The sequence below is a fragment of the Pelagibacterium sp. genome (genome assembly GCF_035555455.1).
Classification (GTDB): Bacteria; Pseudomonadota; Alphaproteobacteria; order Rhizobiales; family Devosiaceae; genus Pelagibacterium.
Genome location: NZ_DATMGM010000066.1, coordinates 133780 through 150308, shown reverse-complemented (window position 1 = coordinate 150308; position 16529 = coordinate 133780). Strand labels below are relative to the sequence as shown.

At 61.2% G+C, this 16529-nt stretch carries 22 protein-coding genes and 1 tRNA gene; all 23 read right to left on the bottom strand.

Annotated features, from left to right (window positions below; all coding sequences use genetic code 11):
• Window positions 1–43 precede the first annotated feature (43 nt).
• Window positions 44–544 (bottom strand): gene transfer agent family protein, encoded by a 501-nt coding sequence (locus tag VNS12_RS13570; protein WP_325488378.1) that lies wholly within the window; start codon window positions 542–544, stop codon window positions 44–46.
• Window positions 544–978 carry a phage tail tube protein gene (locus VNS12_RS13565; RefSeq protein WP_325488377.1) on the bottom strand — a complete coding sequence of 145 codons (435 nt, stop codon included), beginning with the start codon at window positions 976–978 and terminating at the stop codon, window positions 544–546. Before VNS12_RS13565 ends, VNS12_RS13570 begins: the two co-directional genes overlap by 1 nt.
• 69 nt (window positions 979–1047) lie before the next feature.
• Window positions 1048–1443 carry a DUF3168 domain-containing protein gene (locus tag VNS12_RS13560; protein WP_325488376.1) on the bottom strand — a complete coding sequence of 132 codons (396 nt, stop codon included), beginning with the start codon at window positions 1441–1443 and terminating at the stop codon, window positions 1048–1050.
• Window positions 1436–1789, bottom strand: coding sequence for a head-tail adaptor protein (locus VNS12_RS13555; protein WP_325488375.1), 354 nt, complete (start codon window positions 1787–1789; stop codon window positions 1436–1438). The genes VNS12_RS13560 and VNS12_RS13555 overlap by 8 nt, the downstream gene beginning before the upstream one ends.
• Window positions 1740–1952 (bottom strand): hypothetical protein, encoded by a 213-nt coding sequence (locus VNS12_RS13550; protein ID WP_325488374.1) that lies wholly within the window; start codon window positions 1950–1952, stop codon window positions 1740–1742. The genes VNS12_RS13555 and VNS12_RS13550 overlap by 50 nt, the downstream gene beginning before the upstream one ends.
• A 1-nt stretch (window position 1953) precedes the next feature.
• The gene (locus tag VNS12_RS13545) at window positions 1954–2292 is read right to left on the bottom strand and encodes a head-tail connector protein (RefSeq protein WP_325488373.1); all 339 of its coding nucleotides are present in this window, start codon (window positions 2290–2292) and stop codon (window positions 1954–1956) included.
• Entirely contained in the window at window positions 2292–2669 is a 378-nt protein-coding gene (locus VNS12_RS13540) for a putative Ig domain-containing protein (RefSeq protein WP_325488372.1), read from the bottom strand. The genes VNS12_RS13545 and VNS12_RS13540 overlap by 1 nt, the downstream gene beginning before the upstream one ends.
• The gene (locus VNS12_RS13535; protein WP_325488371.1) at window positions 2669–2914 is read right to left on the bottom strand and encodes a hypothetical protein; all 246 of its coding nucleotides are present in this window, start codon (window positions 2912–2914) and stop codon (window positions 2669–2671) included. The genes VNS12_RS13540 and VNS12_RS13535 overlap by 1 nt, the downstream gene beginning before the upstream one ends.
• A gap of 50 nt (window positions 2915–2964) precedes the next feature.
• Window positions 2965–4185, bottom strand: a complete 1221-nt coding sequence (locus tag VNS12_RS13530; protein WP_325488370.1) for a phage major capsid protein — start codon at window positions 4183–4185, stop codon at window positions 2965–2967.
• A gap of 11 nt (window positions 4186–4196) precedes the next feature.
• The gene (locus tag VNS12_RS13525) at window positions 4197–5330 is read right to left on the bottom strand and encodes a S49 family peptidase (RefSeq protein WP_325488369.1); all 1134 of its coding nucleotides are present in this window, start codon (window positions 5328–5330) and stop codon (window positions 4197–4199) included.
• A gap of 14 nt (window positions 5331–5344) precedes the next feature.
• Window positions 5345–6577: a phage portal protein gene (locus tag VNS12_RS13520; protein ID WP_325488368.1), complete on the bottom strand. Its 1233-nt coding sequence runs from the start codon at window positions 6575–6577 to the stop codon at window positions 5345–5347.
• Between the two features lie 7 nt (window positions 6578–6584).
• Window positions 6585–8141 carry a terminase large subunit gene (locus VNS12_RS13515; RefSeq protein ID WP_325488367.1) on the bottom strand — a complete coding sequence of 519 codons (1557 nt, stop codon included), beginning with the start codon at window positions 8139–8141 and terminating at the stop codon, window positions 6585–6587.
• Window positions 8141–8572: a hypothetical protein gene (locus VNS12_RS13510; RefSeq protein ID WP_325488366.1), complete on the bottom strand. Its 432-nt coding sequence runs from the start codon at window positions 8570–8572 to the stop codon at window positions 8141–8143. The genes VNS12_RS13515 and VNS12_RS13510 overlap by 1 nt, the downstream gene beginning before the upstream one ends.
• Window positions 8573–8704: 132 nt before the next feature.
• On the bottom strand, window positions 8705–9010 hold the full coding sequence (locus VNS12_RS13505) for an HNH endonuclease (protein WP_325488365.1): 306 nt from the start codon (window positions 9008–9010) through the stop codon (window positions 8705–8707).
• A 30-nt stretch (window positions 9011–9040) separates the two neighbouring features.
• Window positions 9041–9250: a hypothetical protein gene (locus VNS12_RS13500; RefSeq protein WP_325488364.1), complete on the bottom strand. Its 210-nt coding sequence runs from the start codon at window positions 9248–9250 to the stop codon at window positions 9041–9043.
• 730 nt (window positions 9251–9980) lie between these two features.
• Window positions 9981–10057, bottom strand: a tRNA-Ile gene (locus tag VNS12_RS13495).
• Between the two features lie 869 nt (window positions 10058–10926).
• Complete coding sequence (locus VNS12_RS13490) at window positions 10927–11853, bottom strand: hypothetical protein (protein ID WP_325488363.1); 927 nt, start codon at window positions 11851–11853, stop codon at window positions 10927–10929.
• 186 nt (window positions 11854–12039) lie between these two features.
• Window positions 12040–12228 (bottom strand): hypothetical protein, encoded by a 189-nt coding sequence (locus tag VNS12_RS13485; RefSeq protein ID WP_325488362.1) that lies wholly within the window; start codon window positions 12226–12228, stop codon window positions 12040–12042.
• 48 nt (window positions 12229–12276) lie between these two features.
• On the bottom strand, window positions 12277–12486 hold the full coding sequence (locus tag VNS12_RS13480) for a cold-shock protein (RefSeq protein WP_325488361.1): 210 nt from the start codon (window positions 12484–12486) through the stop codon (window positions 12277–12279).
• 194 nt (window positions 12487–12680) lie between these two features.
• A complete protein-coding gene (locus VNS12_RS13475; RefSeq protein ID WP_325488360.1) occupies window positions 12681–13205 on the bottom strand; it encodes a VRR-NUC domain-containing protein in 525 nt (174 codons plus the stop codon).
• Between the two features lie 182 nt (window positions 13206–13387).
• Window positions 13388–15595, bottom strand: coding sequence for a bifunctional DNA primase/polymerase (locus VNS12_RS13470; protein WP_325488359.1), 2208 nt, complete (start codon window positions 15593–15595; stop codon window positions 13388–13390).
• Complete coding sequence (locus tag VNS12_RS13465; RefSeq protein ID WP_325488358.1) at window positions 15592–16299, bottom strand: hypothetical protein; 708 nt, start codon at window positions 16297–16299, stop codon at window positions 15592–15594. The genes VNS12_RS13470 and VNS12_RS13465 overlap by 4 nt, the downstream gene beginning before the upstream one ends.
• On the bottom strand, window positions 16296–16511 hold the full coding sequence (locus VNS12_RS13460) for a DUF6511 domain-containing protein (RefSeq protein WP_325488357.1): 216 nt from the start codon (window positions 16509–16511) through the stop codon (window positions 16296–16298). Before VNS12_RS13460 ends, VNS12_RS13465 begins: the two co-directional genes overlap by 4 nt.
• Between the last annotated feature and the right edge of the window lie 18 nt (window positions 16512–16529).

Below are 16529 nucleotides of genomic sequence, written 5' to 3'. Positions count from 1 at the left end.
GTGTATCGCAGCGCACCGCCGAGGCCGTAAAAGGCCGAGAACTTCAACTTGCCGTTGCTGTCGCTTCCGCTGTCGGCGTCGTCTCCGTCACGGCCACCGACTTTCCCACCGGGTCATCAGGCTCCGGCATAATGGCGTGCATCAGGATTTCCACCGCGAGCGGCCTATATTCCACGAGCGGGTATTTGTGAATCTGGTCGACATAGCGCGCCAGAACCACCGAAACTTCGCTGGGGGTCATGCCGCCGCCGATCAGACCAAGCCGGATCGGCTCGCGAATATCGTTGATGCGCCAGTCCCCGCCAATTGAGCGGAGAATGGAATAGATAGTGAGTTCGGCCCGAAACTCGTCACTTTCGGGACCTCCGAAGTCATCAGGGTTGGGCTCGCCGCGCCCGGCGACCTGCGGCTGAAAACTGACAAGTCGGGCGAGAATTGTGGCCGGGCCGGCATCGCATTTTTCCTGCAACTCACGAAGTTCGCCAATTGCCAGCCTAAAGCGGCGGTTTTCCCCGCCCAGCTCAGCCTCATAGAATGCGCCCATTACTCTGCCGCCACCCAAGCGATCTCGCCATCGGACTGGAGCGCCACCGTGGCCGACACATAACCCTTACCCTCCTTGGCGACGCCAAGTGAGGTCATGACGTACCGACCTTCAAAATACCCACCGCCGGCCTGCGATGTTAGGTCGAGCATAACACGCACGTTAAACGGTTCGCCGGAAAGCATGTGATCGCGGAGCACTCCGAAACTCAATGGATCCATAGTGCCGGCGCCGTTAATGCCGGCCGAAAGCGTATCGATGGAGCGCAGTACCCAAGCCGGAGCATCAGGATTTTCACAGTTGGGCTCGGTCGCATCTACGGTCGTGCCTTCAATCGTAAAGTCCTGGGACGTATTGATCGTGCAATTGTAGGCGAAAACTTCGGGATCATCCCCATCGCCGAACTGGATAAGAAGCTTCTTCGTGGTCGCCAATGCGGCCTCCATAAAAGAAAAGGCCACCCGAAGGCGGCCACATGTTTCTGTCTGTGTGTGGGGGTGCGGTTAAGCGGGCTGCGCTTCTACCGTCACCATGATGCGGGCCCGATGCAGTTCGGTGTTGTCTTCCCGGCTGTAGAAAATACCATCGACTCGCGCACGATCGACGACGAAACCAGCCACCGAAATGTCAGTTTCGTGCAGCAGATCGCGTACCTTCGGGGCAATGGATTTTACCTCGTTCGAGGACGGCGTGTTCGACCACACGTCGAGTTGAAGCATGACCTCCGAACGGTCCCAGCACGCCTCATCAATCGGCACCGACGAGGGCACCGAAACCGATATGTATGGGAACGCGGAAGTCTGTGGCACGTAATCGTGCACTCGCTGGCCAATTTCGGTGATACTGGTTCGTATCAGCCCCATGATGGCGAACTGCACGGCGAATGTAGGATCAGCCATTCGGTGTTTCAGCCTCCACCACGAATTCTAGCCAAGCGCGCTTGCCGTCAGGATCGTGCACCGGTGAGCGCAGCTCCAGCACTTCATTGGTCCGAGCGTCGACCAGCCGCCAGTCGTGCCTGATGGCCCGTGTGGTGGCTGCATTGCGCACCCGCACGACATAGGGCTGCTTGCCGGTTAGGCGCGCAGCAATGACGGCCTCCCCGCCTCGCATGGGGCGGAACTCGGCCGCTACAGTGAACTGGGTTTCAAACTCGCCAGCGCCGGGCGTTACGCCGCCCCAGCCATCCGAAAGGTCACCCCTCTTCTGAGCGTGCACCCGCCGGTTCAGCTTGCCTGCTGCCATCGGCCACCCCCTTCGCCTTGACCACACGCACAGCCTTGCCAGCCGCCACAGCGGCTTCGGCGCATGGCGTCACCACCATGCCGGACCAGCCCTTGCGGTAAGCGATTGTCACGCCCTGCTTGGGGCTCCAATCCATGTCTGCGGTGAAACGAACGCGGGGCATGTCAGCAATCCTCCGGCATGGTCCGCCACACCCGATACGGTGCCAACAGCCGTCGCACGACTGGCGACAGCATCGCTTCACCGGCGTTGCTTTCCGGCGGCTCGCGGCGCTCGTACAACTCACCGGTCAGCAGCAAGATCGCTGCAGCGATAGGCGGCGTGATCACCATGGCGTGCGGGTCATCTTCGGGTAGGCTTTCGCCTTCCGCCAGAACTGCGCGGTCGAGATATTCGATCACCGTGGTTTCGGCGGCGGCGAGATAAACGGCGATTTCGCCATTCTCATCGTCCCAGTCGACCCGCAGATGCTTCTTGGCGAGCGCAAGGTCGACGAGCGCCATCAGTCGCCCCCGCCGTCAGGCACAATGGTCAGCACGAATGCTTCCATATCCGCCGTGTCCTCGGCCCCATCGGTTACGCGAACCGATAAGTCGGTGAACTCACCAGCGTCGGTCGGCGTGCCGGAAACAGCGCCGGTCTCAGCGTCGACCGCGATTCCAGCAGGCCACGTTCCTACCAGCGAATAGACATAAGGCTCGACACCGCCCGTGGCGGTTACCGCGAACCCGTCATATGCTTCGTTTTCGACGCCCGCCGTTACCGGCGTCCCGCTTATTCCGAGCGGGTCCGGCGTCGGCGGTGCACCGCCACCGATAATCCCCGCGCCGATATAGCTGGCCGTCTTGCGCTTTCGACCTCTGTCTCGCGGTGTCGGCATTATTTCACCTTCCGCGTGCGCTTCGGCTTGGCCGGAGAGCCCGCGGCTTCCACGACGGTCTCGGTCTCGGTCTCGGTCTCGGTCTCGGTCTCGGAGGCGTCCGTTTCCGAAGCGACCTTGTCAACCGCAACCACATAGCCGGCTGCAATCAGCTTCTTGGCCACCGCGTCGTCGATATCGTCTTCGGCATTGCGAACCAGCAGGCCGTAATCGCCCCTGATCGTTTTGAGTGCTCTAACTCGCATGCAATCTCTCCTGAAGGGAGAGCGAGCGGCCGAAGCCGCCCGCTCTTGGATTACGGGCCGGTTGCAGGAAGAATGTCGCCGGTGACGAACGATTCAGGGCGCGGCACGATCAGTGCAAGACGCTCCTCAACGCGGATAGTCGCCATGTTCTTGACGAAATCATCCTCGTTCTCGGTGGAGAGAAGGACTTCAACGTCCATGCGGTCGAAGATTTGCGCGCCGAGATTGAACGCGCCCGTGAGGAACTCACCGGCGGCCATCGCCTGAGTGGCCACGACAGGCAGGTTCCACAACGTGGGCTGAATGCCCTGCTGCGCGTTCCCAACGATGTAATTGCCACCGGCATCCTTCGTCAGTTCAATGCGCGCCCAGTCAGTCGGGTGGAGCACAAAGCCAGTTGCAGGATACTCAGCAAGCGCAACCTGAAGAACCGCGAGACGCAGACGGTCAATTGCCGTCTCATCGGTCGGCGCGAACGCTGGAGCGAAGGCCGTGGCCTGGGGAACAAGTCCCTCAAGGTTCTGGCCAGTGCCGTCACCATTGAGGATCTGGCCCTCTTCAACGTACTTCAGGCCATAGGTGCCGCGAGCGTTGATGTAGCTGGCAATGCCGACCGCATCATCGAGCATCTGGCGCGAAATCTTGAAGATATGGGCCAGAGTGCGAACAGGCGCACTTTCCATGTTGAAGGTCAGGTCAGACTTCGGCTTCAGCGCACCCTCCGCGACTGGCGCAGCGGCGTTGGTGAAGCCCGTTTCCTTGACGTACTCAATGACGTTCGACGAGGTCACGCCCTGAGCCAGCAAGTCCCGGATGGTCATCTGTCGATTGGGCGGGGCAATGATGCCAGCCAGACGATGGCCCGGCACCAGCGACGTTCCCTGCGAGCGTCCAGCGCCAACGGTGGTGTCGGCCGACGTGATGTCAGCGCGTTCCGCCTTGACGCGGATCGAGCCGCGAGAGGCGCCGGAGAGGTCAGCCGCCTTGAACGCGGCAGACTCCACGAGGTAGTCGCCGAGCCCCTTGAAGCCTTCCTCGCCAATTTCACGCTCACGCGCGGCGCGCTTTTCGAGTTCGCCAAGGCGTGTGGTCGCCGAACCAAGTTCGGACAGCGCCTTGTCGACCTTCTCAGTCAGCTCAGTGGAAGCTTCGCCATTTGCGGCCAGCTTGTCCTGGAACTCTGTTCCGAGATTGCCAACGGTTTCCTTGATGGCAGCCAAAGAGGTGCCAAGCTCGCCGATCTTCTCGACGAGTGCGGTATTTTCAGACATGTACGGGTATCCTATTTAGGAAAAGACTGTGCGATAGCGAGCGCGTCGCCGGCGGCTGCCAGCGCTTCATTCACGGCTGCCATCAATGTTGCTTCGCCCTCATCAGGTTCCCCCTGATCAATCTTGAAGTAGAGCCGGGCTGCCCGCTCTGCCTCCGATTTCGAGAATCCCATCAGTCCCCTGATGCCGTTCTCGAACTCGCGAATTGTGACCTGATCGCCAGCCCTCATGGCCGCGAGCAGGTATTCTGCATCCTCAGCGCGCTGGCCGTTAGCCGCGCGCAGCTTTCGGACTGGCTCGGGTGTTTGGTCGGCGCCAAAGCGCGCCAGCGTCTGCGCGAGCGTACCGATACGATCGGCCATGCCCTTCTCGACAAGCTCCTCGGCGAAGAACACGCGACCTTGGCCGTAATCCTTTTCGACCTTGGCCACGGTCACACCGCGCCCATCGGCCACTGCCTGCACGAACCGGCCATATGACCGCGCCACGCGCTCCTCGATGAACGCCAATGCATCTTCGCCCAGCGGCTCGGTCTCGTTGCCCTCGACCTTGTGCTCGCCGGCTGCGATATAGGTCCGCTTCACGCCGGCTTTTTCGAGCGCTACGGAAATGTCTTCGTGCACCGTGTAAACGCCGATCGAGCCGGCGCGGGCGCTCGGAGACACTACGATCTCGTCGGCCTGGCTGGCTATCCAGTAGGCTGCGCTTGCCGCCAAATGGTTCACCTGCGCGATGATTGGCTTATCGCCACCACGCAGCGCGCGGATTTCATCGCCAAGCTCTTGCGCCCCCGGCACGGCTCCGCCGGGGCTATCGATGTCGAGCACGACCGCCTTTACATCCGGGTCGGCAAGCGCCGCGTGCAGCGCTTTCTGTAGCGCTGTGTACGACGTGCCGCCGGAAATCTCGGTCATCAGGTCCATCTTGGGGGCCAAGACGCCAGAGACCGGAATGACCGCGACGGCACCTTCGCGCCGCGCGATCTCGCCGTCCTGTTTCTTGGTAATCCGCGCAGCCATTTCATCGGCCGCGACAGCGCCGCCGGCAGCCTTGAACGCAAGGAAGTCAGCAATAACCGACACCTTTGAGCGCTCCATAGCCCACGGCTCCGCCGCGAAGGCGGATAGAACGTGTTGGTATTTCATTGAGTGTCCTTGGACTATGCCGCCGGTCTCGCCGGAGCCGGCGCCGCGGTGTTCTGGTTTGCGGCGACGCCGATCTGGTCGAGACGCTGCATGGTGCCGTTGACGATCGACTTATCCCCGCCAGCAGTCGGAGGCTTGCCTTCATAGGCCCGCGCTTCGTCGACGTGGTAAATCCCGCTGTTGACCAACTTCGTGAGGAACTCTGCCCGCGCCGCGCTATCACCACGCAGCAGGTCTTCCATGTTGAACTTGACCTTGACCGTCTTGCGCTGCTCGGGCGTCAACAAATCGCGGTAGATGGCGTACTCGATACGCTTGAGCATTGGCCGCATGCAGGTCTTGGTGAACTGCAGAATGAGCTGCTCAATCCCGCTGCCCCATGCAGTGGCGTTATTGCCACCCACCATCACCGGCGGGATGCCATACACGCGGCAAATCTGCTCGACGATGTACTGACGGCTCTCAAGTAGCTGCGCGTCCTTCGGATTGATCGACATCGGGTAGGGCTTCATCCCGCCCTCAAGCGGCAATACCCCACCAGCCTTGTCGGCACCTGCGAACTGAGCGAACACATCGCCGATCTGCTTGCGCTGCTCGGGATTCAGAATCTGGTCGCTGGAGACGATCAGCGATGCCATGAGCCCGCTTTTCATCATTCGGCCAACGGCCTTCTCGCCGGCCAGCGCGTTGCCAACCGTGTTCTTGGCGTACTCGATTGGCGAGAGCCCACGATCACACCCCGGTAGCGTTTTGCCCCGGACATGAAACATGTTCTTTTCGCTAATGCGACGCTTCGTTCCGCCGTCCTCGGTAACCTCGTAAACACGCTCGTTGCGGCTGTTACGCTGCACGTCGACGGCAAGCGGCGCGTGCGGGTTGAGCGCCACAATCGCGCCGCTGCCGTTTCGCTTTATTTCCGCGAAAAAGTTTCCATCAAGACAGACGCACAGGGCGACCTGCGACCAGAAATCCGGGGCCGTGTCGTCCATGTTCGGCAAGTAGTGCAGCAGTTCGAAGAGTGGGCTGTCCCGATCCTCTGTTACGCCATCAGCGCCGTACACGACGCATGACAACGTTCCCACGGTATCAGAAATAAGCGTGGTGCAAGCCCACACCGCCTCCGATTGCAGCGCAGTTTCGTACGTGACTTTCTCGCCGCTCGTTGTCCCGAAGCCGAAAAAGCCCTTCCAAAAGGCGCCGTCGGTCAGCCGGATAACCCGACCAACCCACTTATCAATGAAGCCCATAGCGCCCCTACCAGGTATAGAATGTCATGTTGTCGACGAAGTCACCGATGTTGCTACTGGCGACCTCGACGTATTCACTCGCCGCACCGCACGCCATCGCCAAACTCACCATGCCGTCGATACGGCCCCGGCTTTGCGATTTCGTCAGCTTGCGGTTGCCGGCGTCGTCCATCTTGGCCACCGCATTGGCAGCGCACATATTCAGGACCGGGTGTCCGCCGTGGCGCAGCTTTTCGTTTACGGCCCAGCTCTCAAGCTGCCGTAGCGCGGGCGACATAGAGACGAAGCCCTGCCCGAACTCCATGAACCGCTCGTCGATTTCGTCTTCGGTGAAACCCGCCCGCAGCAGACATGGCCGAAGATGCCGGAAGTTGTACCGGTCGAAAGCGATCTTCTGCACGTCCATGTCATCGAAGACGCCGCGCAGATGCTCGGCGATGTAGTCGTATTCGATGCTGCGCGCGCCCGGCACCGTCTGCAGCTTCCCGTCCGCAGCCCAAACGTCATACGGCACCCGGTCGGACCGCGACCGCTCCAGCAGACCCTCGCCGGGTAGCCAGAACGTCGGCCGAACGTCCCACACTCCATCCTCGCCCGGCGCGATAAGCACCAGCGCAGTCAGGTCAGTGGTTTCGGACAAGTCCAGCCCGCCATAGACTGGCCTGCCCGAGAAGTCCCGGTTGGGCTCCCCGCCACAGGCCTCCCACACCGCACGCGGCATGAACGGGCTATTGACCTCGACGCGCCTGTTCAGAACGAGGTTCTCAAACTCGGCCTGTCGCGACGGCATGCGCTTGGCGTCTTCGGCCATCGCCAGCACTTCTTGCTGGTTCATGAACACGTCAAACGCTGGGTTAGCTGCCCGTATGGCGTCGACCGAAAAGGTCTCGACCTCATCCGGCGCTGTTTGGAAGCGCAGCACCGTTCGCGGGTCAGCCCCGGTCTTGGCGTCGTCAATCAGGACCGATAGCAAGTCCGCGTCGGTCGGGGCCTGTGTCGAGATGATAATCGACAGCGGCTCCTCTTGGGCGGCCGTTGCCGTCTCAAGCGCCTCATACAGCGCGGATCGCGGCCCCTTAACCTGGCCCAGCTCGTCGTGGATTGTCAGGATGGGGCTCAAGCCAAACGCGGTCGACGCCTCTGCCGATAGCGCCCGATAGAGCGTTCCAAGTTCCGCGCAGAACAACTGCTTGGCCGTGTCCCGAATGACGACGTACTGCACCAGCGTCGGAGACATGCGCACCATCTTCGCGGCGAGCGCGAACAGAAGCGACGCCTGCTCGCGCGACTGCGCGGCGCTGAACAGCTGGCTGTTGTGGCGCACCTCCGGACCGCACAGGTGCAGCAACAGGATCATCGCGCTCTCGGTGGTCTTGGCGTTCTTGCGGCCCCGAGAGATAATTGCCCGCCGTGTTCCGTTTGGATTGTCGTAAATGGCGCGGAAGTCGTCCTTCATGAACTCCGCCATCTTCAGCGGCTGCCCAACGAACCTTCCTTCCGGGATGCGCAGATGCTCCTCGCACCAGCGAATGTTGCGCTCGGCGCGAGTCTCCGGGCTCCCCATCAATCCTCCCAGGGCTTCTTGGCCGCGCTGCCCGCCTTGTCAGCCCCTGTGCTCGCGTTCTTGGCGTTGTACCGGGATTGCTGCGTCAGCCTCATGCGCGTCGCCAGCGACGACATTGCGCGCCCTTCCCGCTCAGCCATTTTGGTCAACTTGTCGAAGCGCTCGGCGCCGTCTTCTATGGCCAGCTGCTCAACCGGGAACTTGTCCAGCACACCGGCCAGCTTGTCGGCGTTCTCGGCGTGCCGGACGTACTGCACTAGCAGGCCGTGCGTCTCACGGGTGAACCAGTCAGCAGGCATCCGGCCGACGATCGCTTCCCACTCAGCTTTCTGGAATTTGGTCAAACCTCGCGGCGCAGCAGGACGCTGTCCCGGCAGTTGCGCGGTAGACACTTCCTTGCTCGCCGCAGACTTTCTGCCGCGGGCGGTCATAGCTATATCCTTGGAAAATCGTCCCGATCTGAATCGGTTTTTTGTTGCGGTTTATGAAGCGTTGTGCCCCCAGCCGGCAACCAAAGCCCCCGGTCGGCAACATTTGAATCCCCCCCGGACCTGTTTGGAATATTATTCCAAAGGCCACCCGTCCGGCCCGAACGTCACGACCGTCTGGCCGAGGTCCTCCCGCTGCCCGCGAGACGCGTGGCAGGGCTTGCAAGTCGAGATGAACGGACCTTCCCAGAACTTCTGGATATCGCCCTTGTGACCACCATCGGAGTGGTGAACCTCGGTCGCGGGTTCGATGATGTCCATCTCCTGGCACCACGCGCACAGCGGGTGGAGCGACAGCTGATGCTCTCGCAGCCGGCGCCACCGGGCTGTGGAATACAGCCGTCGATAAGCGCGGGCAGCGTCGGAGCGTTGGTCAGCCACCAAAGCCCTCACGGCCCCAACCTTCGCGGGTCATGCTGCTTTGGTCTCGGGGCGAACGAACGGAATGACGTTGCGGGTTTCCCCCATTACGGCCTTGGATAGCGGCAGCGTGATGATCGCCTGCAACTCGCCGGTGTGCTGGTCTGCACCAACGCCAGTCACAACCGCGCCAGCGACAGGGCGACCATCGCTGTAGAGGTGAAGTGCGCCTGCATGGTCTCGCAGAAGTTCGGTCGTCATGTGCTCTCTCCTCCAAAGAAAAAGGCCCGCCGAAGCGAGCCTTGGATTGCGCTGCGATGCCGCAGCAGCGCCATAATTCACCCGCTTTCGGATGCCATGAGAGGCTCTTGAAAACGCTATGAGCCCGCCTAAATCCAATACCGGCGAGGGTTCCTCGTCGATCTCAAAAAATCAAGAACAAGAGGATGAGATGAGCCACAGGCCTTTTTCTAATCCGCTTTTGCTCAAGTTGCCTGTTTCGGGCACATTTGTTGCCGATAGCGTCTGGGAGCTGTCGGAGTATCTCGATCTGTTCTGGCCCGAAAACGACCCGGAACTCGAGGCCTTGAAACAGCTTTGCGAGGACTCACTGGATGGCTGGATAGGCGCAGCGTCCGTGCGAGCCCGAGCGTGCGATGCCGCCCGAAAGTCGGGGCTATTGGAAACTAGCAGAAGCTCGATCGGCTTCAGGGCTGTGCGAAACGATTGGCTCTCCAAAGGAGACGTAGCCTAATCGAGTGGCGGGCTAATCGGCCCGCCCTTTGCCCACACACACGGGGCCGCCGTTGCGCCAGCCGCAATAGCTCAGAACGCCATCGCCGTGCTTCTGCCCGAAAGCTGCGCCTTTAAAGCCGCAGCCCTCACAGGAATATATCGGCGCCATTGGCGTTACGGATTCATTGCCGCGCTGAATGGGCGGGCCGGACTGTTTGAATTCTGTAGGCATGAAAGCCGTATAGCTGAGTCGGGGTGGTAGCGGGTGTCAGAATTGAACTGACCATGCGTCGGCTTATGAGGCCGATCAGCCCACCAGGGCTTGTACCCGCGAAACTGGTGCCAGCCGCAGGATTTGAACCCCCAACCTTCTCACTACAAAAGAGCAGCGCTACCATTGCGCCAGACTGGCTGAATAAGAAGGCCGGTAGGGAATGGCGCACAAAGCGCAGAGCCCTTCACGCGGCCGCTCGCTGGCGATCAACCCAGCGGCCCGGTTACCCGGTATTGAGTGTTGGCAGGGCCGGGCGCTACTCCGGCTGTTCGCGTCGGGCTTACCGATACTTGACACCACTCGCCGCATTGTCCTGTCTCCCAAGCGCGAAGTGGGCGGACCTCATGCGGGTCAATGTGGTGGCGCTTCTGCTTTCAGCGCCGCCTGCCAATTCTGTTGCCCATTCGGGCGAATTCATTGCCGGTTGCCAGCTACCGGCGCTGCTCTTACGCGGCAGCGGCTCCCGCCTGCGCGGCGCATGGAGTGTGCAAGGGCACGTCGCGGCATGGCCATGCGCTGCCATGTTGGCCCGCCAGGGAATACTCGCCCGACAGGAGCGATACCGTTTCCGGTCGCTCACTGCCGGGCACACGCAAAAGGCCGCAGGAGGAGAACAGCGCCAATGCGTGGATTGGACGAAGCCAGCGCGAGGGCTGCAGTCCCTATGTCTGCGCGTCGTTCTATACGGCAGGGGGCTGGCTTCGGTTCGAAATGAGCGCGCGCCCATACGGTACGCGTATTGCCTGCGTGACTGTTCGCCACATCAGCGCCCAATAGTTACCCGGTCACTCAGCGGTGGCGCCTGTTGGTGTTGCCACCAAGCCCGCCACATGGCGCCGGGTCCGTCGACGTATTTTCTCGCGACGAAACGGTGCGGGGTGTTTCAACCCCTTCACCATACTGTGAGTGAGATCGCGGTTTATGGACCCTAAGCGACAAATTTCTTGATTGCGGCTGCAAGGTTGTCATTTGCCGCCATCAATGCCCGCTTGCCGCCCTTGCGCCGCGCGTATTCACGCTCCTGCCCAACCGCCTCGCCAATGTCGGCCAGCGTTCGCGCCGTCATGGCAGCATCCAGCGCCTTACGGTCCTTTTCACGCAGCGCCTTCCGGACTCTCCGCCACACACGGACGTTCTCCACCCGATGCGCGACGTCCTCCCACGCAACCGAGCCGGTCTCACCTTTGCGCCCCTTCTGCATACCGATGAAGCTTTCTGATACGCGGACCCCGCCGCAAGGCAGGCCTGGAGGGTAATGTTTGATGGCTGGCATAATAGGGGTGTTGGCGACTGCCTCGGCAATCAATGCTCGCGATTCAGCCGCCGTCAAATCCCTGTCCTCGGGCTCTCGGCGGCGCCTTCTCCCCTTAATGTGGCGAGCCGGTTCGGTGGCCAAGGCATCAGCAAAGAAGGCATTGCTGGCTTCCCGCTGTGCCTCCGAATAGCCGGCCCCGCCTGCTTGCGCCTGCAAGCGCTCCGCGGTGCGCAGCATTGCTCCTGCAGGCATTAGACGGTCGTATTCCTCAACTCGGCCTGCTGTATTCCGTCGATAAGCTTTTTCCGTCTGTGTGCCATCGCTGAAAGTCAGGCGGCCGATTGCTGTGATCTGGCCCTTGTGGTTTCGTTGAACAGGTCCTCGCTTCACATGCCGCATGATTTCCTGGACGGATGGCGTAATCAGAAGGTTGCGCTCAAAGCCGTAGTCAGCGACCTCTTCGGGGTCGAAGTTGTCGTTTGCCGGAACTGTCGACCAATTGGACTGAACGGGCTCGGCATGTTCCGGGCGATTGCGATAGGCAAGCACGAATGAGAGTTGCTCGGCAAGCGAGCGACGAGAGCTTTTGGTGGGTGTCATCGCGACCTCCTCCGGTGTGAACGGGAATGGGCACTGCCCAGCTTAAGGCCACGGGGTATCTTCACACTGTCGCTTTGGTGCGGCTGTTCTAAATGTAGTGCTTGGAAGGCAAAATAGCGAGGAAATGACAAGAAAAAACCCGCAGGCGAACCGGCGGGTTGGCATGTTTGTCGCTGACGGTAGTGGCTACACCTTGCGCGGCAGGGAAATTGTGTTTGCCCGTCCGGCTGCCGTGGAAAGGCGCAGCGCCTTCAGGCGCGCAGTCTTTTCCCGTGTAATTTGAAGTTGCGTACCCTTCTCGTCTACCGCGTCTTCTTCACGCCGAGTGATTGTAGCGAACTGGGCTTCGGCAACGGCACGTAAAGTGCTGGTCATGTATTCTCCTGTGGGGGAGAGGGCCGCACATAAGCGCGGCCCACTGAATCAGCTTGCCATCTTAAGGTTGATCGCGGATTCGCGACCGTCGCGACCGGTCTCAACGTCGTACGTGACCTTGTCGTTCTCGTAGAGCCCGTCAAGCCCAGAGTTCTGAACAGCGGAGATGTGGACGAAGTGGTCCTGACCGCCATTTTCAGGGGTGATAAAGCCAAAGCCTTTGGTGGCGTTGAAAAACTTAATGGTGCCATTAATCATGGGATAGTCCTTTGGATTGCTCGAATGATAAACGCGAGCAGTTATCCGCCCTGCACAGCGCAGTTCGGCACGTTCGCAATAATCGAGGGGTGACTAAGCAATCCGGACAAGCCGGTGATCAGAAAGCCAAAGACGGCTGAAAACGTAACAGGACATTACAGCTTGTGGCGAGTAATAGCAATGGCATTCAGTTTCTAAGCCACTTTTCGTTGCGCAGCGGCCAACCACCCACGCACCAGCTCAACTACATCGCTGGCGCCTTGCTCAATCGTCTTACCGCGGACAATCTCGACACGGTGTCCTAATCCGATCAACAATGCATGCCGCTTGCGTTGGTCGGCACTCACCGGCGTCTTCGGCCCCTTCAACTCGATCAGCAGCAACCGACCGCCCTGACCGTAGATGCGCAGGTCGGGCTCCCCGGCCGCGATGCCGGTGGCTTTTGCTTTCACCGCCTCCTGCCTACTGCGGCGAGCCGCGTTGAAGTCGCCAGCCAACGTGAACGTCACATCAGGGCCAGCCTCGTCACCGTATCCGGGCACGAGCTTTAACCGACGAACCGCCTCGGCTTGGATACGCCATTCCTGTATCGAGTTCTCATTCGCCGCCCGGATGACACGGGTTCCGTTTTTGAGGGTGCGGACTGATGGCATGGGGTGCTCCTTCCAAAACTGCTCCACCTCATGGTGGTGCACTTTTTCCTCTTTGTGCTGCACCACCTCTTTTCTTCCCGGTGGTGCGCTGCACACCCACCACCCACCCACCCTCTATAGGGGTGGTGGTGGTGCAGGTGTTCGGGGTGTCTCCCGCTCCACCGTGCACCACCACAAAAATCATGGTGGTGCGCACCACCGCACCACCTCAAAAACAGGTGGTGCACTCGGTGGTGGTGCGGTGATTTTTACTCGCTGAATTGAGCCGACTTGACGAACTTCTTGGCCGTCCGGCGGACTGGATCGCGGCCCTCGACAATCTTGAAAGTGCCGTCTTCGATCCATGCCGTGACCATGCTTTTGATGCGGCGTTTTTCGGCTCGATCCGAGGCGTCCAGCCCAAGGACGTACGCTACAACCTGCCCGACCCAATCCTTGGCCTGCTCGTTCTCGCGGTAGTCCGCCATATCGATTTCTGTGCAGATGCGCCGCAGCTTGTCCGAGCTGACGCTGTCGACCAGATCCGCCTTTCCCGGCCACTGCCACTCCGTCACCACGCCCGCATGGTCCTGTGGCTTGGTAAGGCCCGCCCCGTTCCCAAGCGGCACGCTTTGCAAACGACGCCATTCCAGGTCGCCTGACATCGCCGACAGGTTCGACTTGCCGCGAGTGACCGAGAAATAGCTAAAGCGCTCGGTGGGCGATAAGCCAGCCGCCGACGCTTGTTCGTCTGACATGCGGTTGAGCACACGAGCCGATCGGGCTGCCGCCAGGAGGGATACAGCGCCCCGGCTATCCTCGACTGTCACGTCGCGCCCGTCAGACTTGCGGACGTGGTGCACGACTTCAATCGCGCAGTTGGTGACGTCGGCGATTTTGGCCCACAGCTTGGCCACCTTGTCGATCGCACCGTTGTCGTTCTCGCTGACACCGTGCGTCGACACGAACGGGTCGATGACCATTACGTCGATTTTGTTGCTCTTGATATGCTCGATCACAGCATCGACGATCGGCCACTGAATGACCGTTCCACTGCGCTTGTCTTCGTGCGCCACGATGATAGATTGCTCGCGCCCGGAGTCGAGAAACAGGCCATCAAGATCACGGGGCTTGAGCTTATAGTGCACCGCGGCCGCCATGATGCGCCGGTCCATTTCATCGCGCGGGTCCTCGGCGTTGAACAACCACACATTGAGCCTGCGCGGCGGCTTGGTGCCCAAAAGAGGGCGACCGGACACCATCGCTAGGGCCTCCGCAATGGTAAGACTGGTCTTGCCGATGCCGCCCGGCGAGACCGTAACTGACACGTATTTGCGCACCAGGTGCGTGCCATAGACAAACTCCCGCCGCGGCAATAGCTGCGGGTCAGTCCATTGGAACGGGGTGATTTTGACGGGGAGGTCGTCGGTGGCTGGTGCAGGTGGCGGGGTGCTGGCCGGTTTGCTGCCGCTGTTATCCGGCTCTGGCTGCGGCTCTACGCCGGTTGCGGCTGGCTTGCCGGCCGGTTCCTTGGCCGCCTGCACCTGTTGTGCTTTGGCCTGCAACTTCGCCAACAGCTTGTGCGGCATCCAGCGCTCTAGGTCTTCCTCCTCTCGCTCCGGTATGTGGCGCGGCTGCTGCATGCCAGCGTCGAGCCCCCGCTTGATTTTTCGGTGAATCTCCGCCTCCCCGTCCTTGGCAACCACGCCACATGCGACGGCAGCCTGCCACAGCCCCTGTTCGGCATCCGCGCGTGACAAGGCACCGGCACCGACAAGGGTGCCCAGACTGTAGGCGCTGCGGTTCACGGCCTGCCCGCGCCCACCGCTTGGTGTTGCAGCCAGTGCCGAAAGCTCGGCCTCAACGGCGCGCTCGACGTACGGCTCGTTCTGGCCCGGCTGGTAGCTGAATGGCTGGGCGGGGGTAGTGACGGCCGATGGCAAGACAAGGTCCAGCAACCACTGCGGCGCCGGAGCCGGTTGCTCGTCATTCAGCCACTCATATGCGCGACCGTCGGCAAGCTGGCTGCCCGGTGCAATAACAAAGCCACCGTCGCCACGCACGTCGAGGCCCGGCCCAAGCGAGCCGCGGTTGCGGACGCCGGGGTGGTGCTGGAAATAGATGTGCCGGCCGCCCGATGCAGTGCGGGCTTCGCGCGTGACGGGCAACGGGCCGTTTGTGGCCACCAAAGCCGCCAAGGTAGCCTCGCCCTGCTTGCCGTCAGTAACGTCGACGTCGAGCACCCACACGCCGGTGGGCTCACCGGTGGGGATGCCGATCATTGCGTCGGGATGATCAGCCCACCAGCGATCGATAATGCGCGGCATACGGCTGGCGCTGCGGAATCCGCGCGTCGTGTATGGTGACTTGGGTGTGAGTATTTCGCCGGTTTCGGGGTGCGTTTCCTCGCCGGGGCGGCACGGAAATACCGGCCAACCGGTTGAGGCGTAGGCGTGTGGCGTGGTTGGTAGTGTCATGCTGCCTCGCGGTGTGTGGTGATGTCTGCCAATGCGTGGCCGCCCCACTGGTCGGCCATGGCTGCAGCAATCCCCGGAAAGAACCGACTTCTGCGGGCTGCGCGGTCCGGACCGGGACTGGCCTTATGAATTTCGTCTCGAGCTGTGGACCCATCCAGCGTGCCTGTCGGGGTGAGCTTCGGCAGGCCCTTCAGCCAAAAGCAGGTACGCTTTTTTACGTTGTCCGGGCCGTCCGGATCGGTCCCGAACTGCCAAGGCTGGACGCTTTGCGCGGCCGGCTCAAAGTTGCGAATGCGCGCCTTGGCGTGCTTGTGCATCACGGGGTTCTCGATGGCGATGCGAGGGATAGGCGCGTTCCAGCAATCGGAAAACAATGCGCAGCCCTCCTCGAGTTCGGCCCACATCTCCTCAAGCGTGCGTCCCGGTGGCGGCGCCGATAGCCAGCGCACCCCACTATTTGTGAGCCGCGTGCACGGAGGATGCATGACGGCCAGCAAATCCCAGCCGTCGTTCAGGTGGTTGCGAATGTCGCCGACGATGTGCCGGTTGGTGCGGTCCTCGGCCGGCTTGATGTCGATAGACCACACGTCGTGTCCCAGCGCATCGAATGCCCGCCGTACGATGCCGGAGCATTCACAACCGATCAGAACGCGCAACGGCTCAAAGTCGATTGAGAGTTGATTGTCATTCGCCGCCCGCGTCAAAACGGAATCTCCCTCTCCCGAATAACCGCCCGCAGCCCATCGGCGCAGGCGCCCCAAATCGCGCGGATGAACTCCTCGGCGTTCTCCTCCTCCCACTCGGCCAAGTCGGAGCCGAACCGGTGCACAAACGGCGTGACCGCATCCACGGCCCGGCTGACGGCGGCGCGCTCCAACGGCGACCACACGCGGATGGATTTGATGGTGTCGAGCATGAGCAGACATTCTCCGCA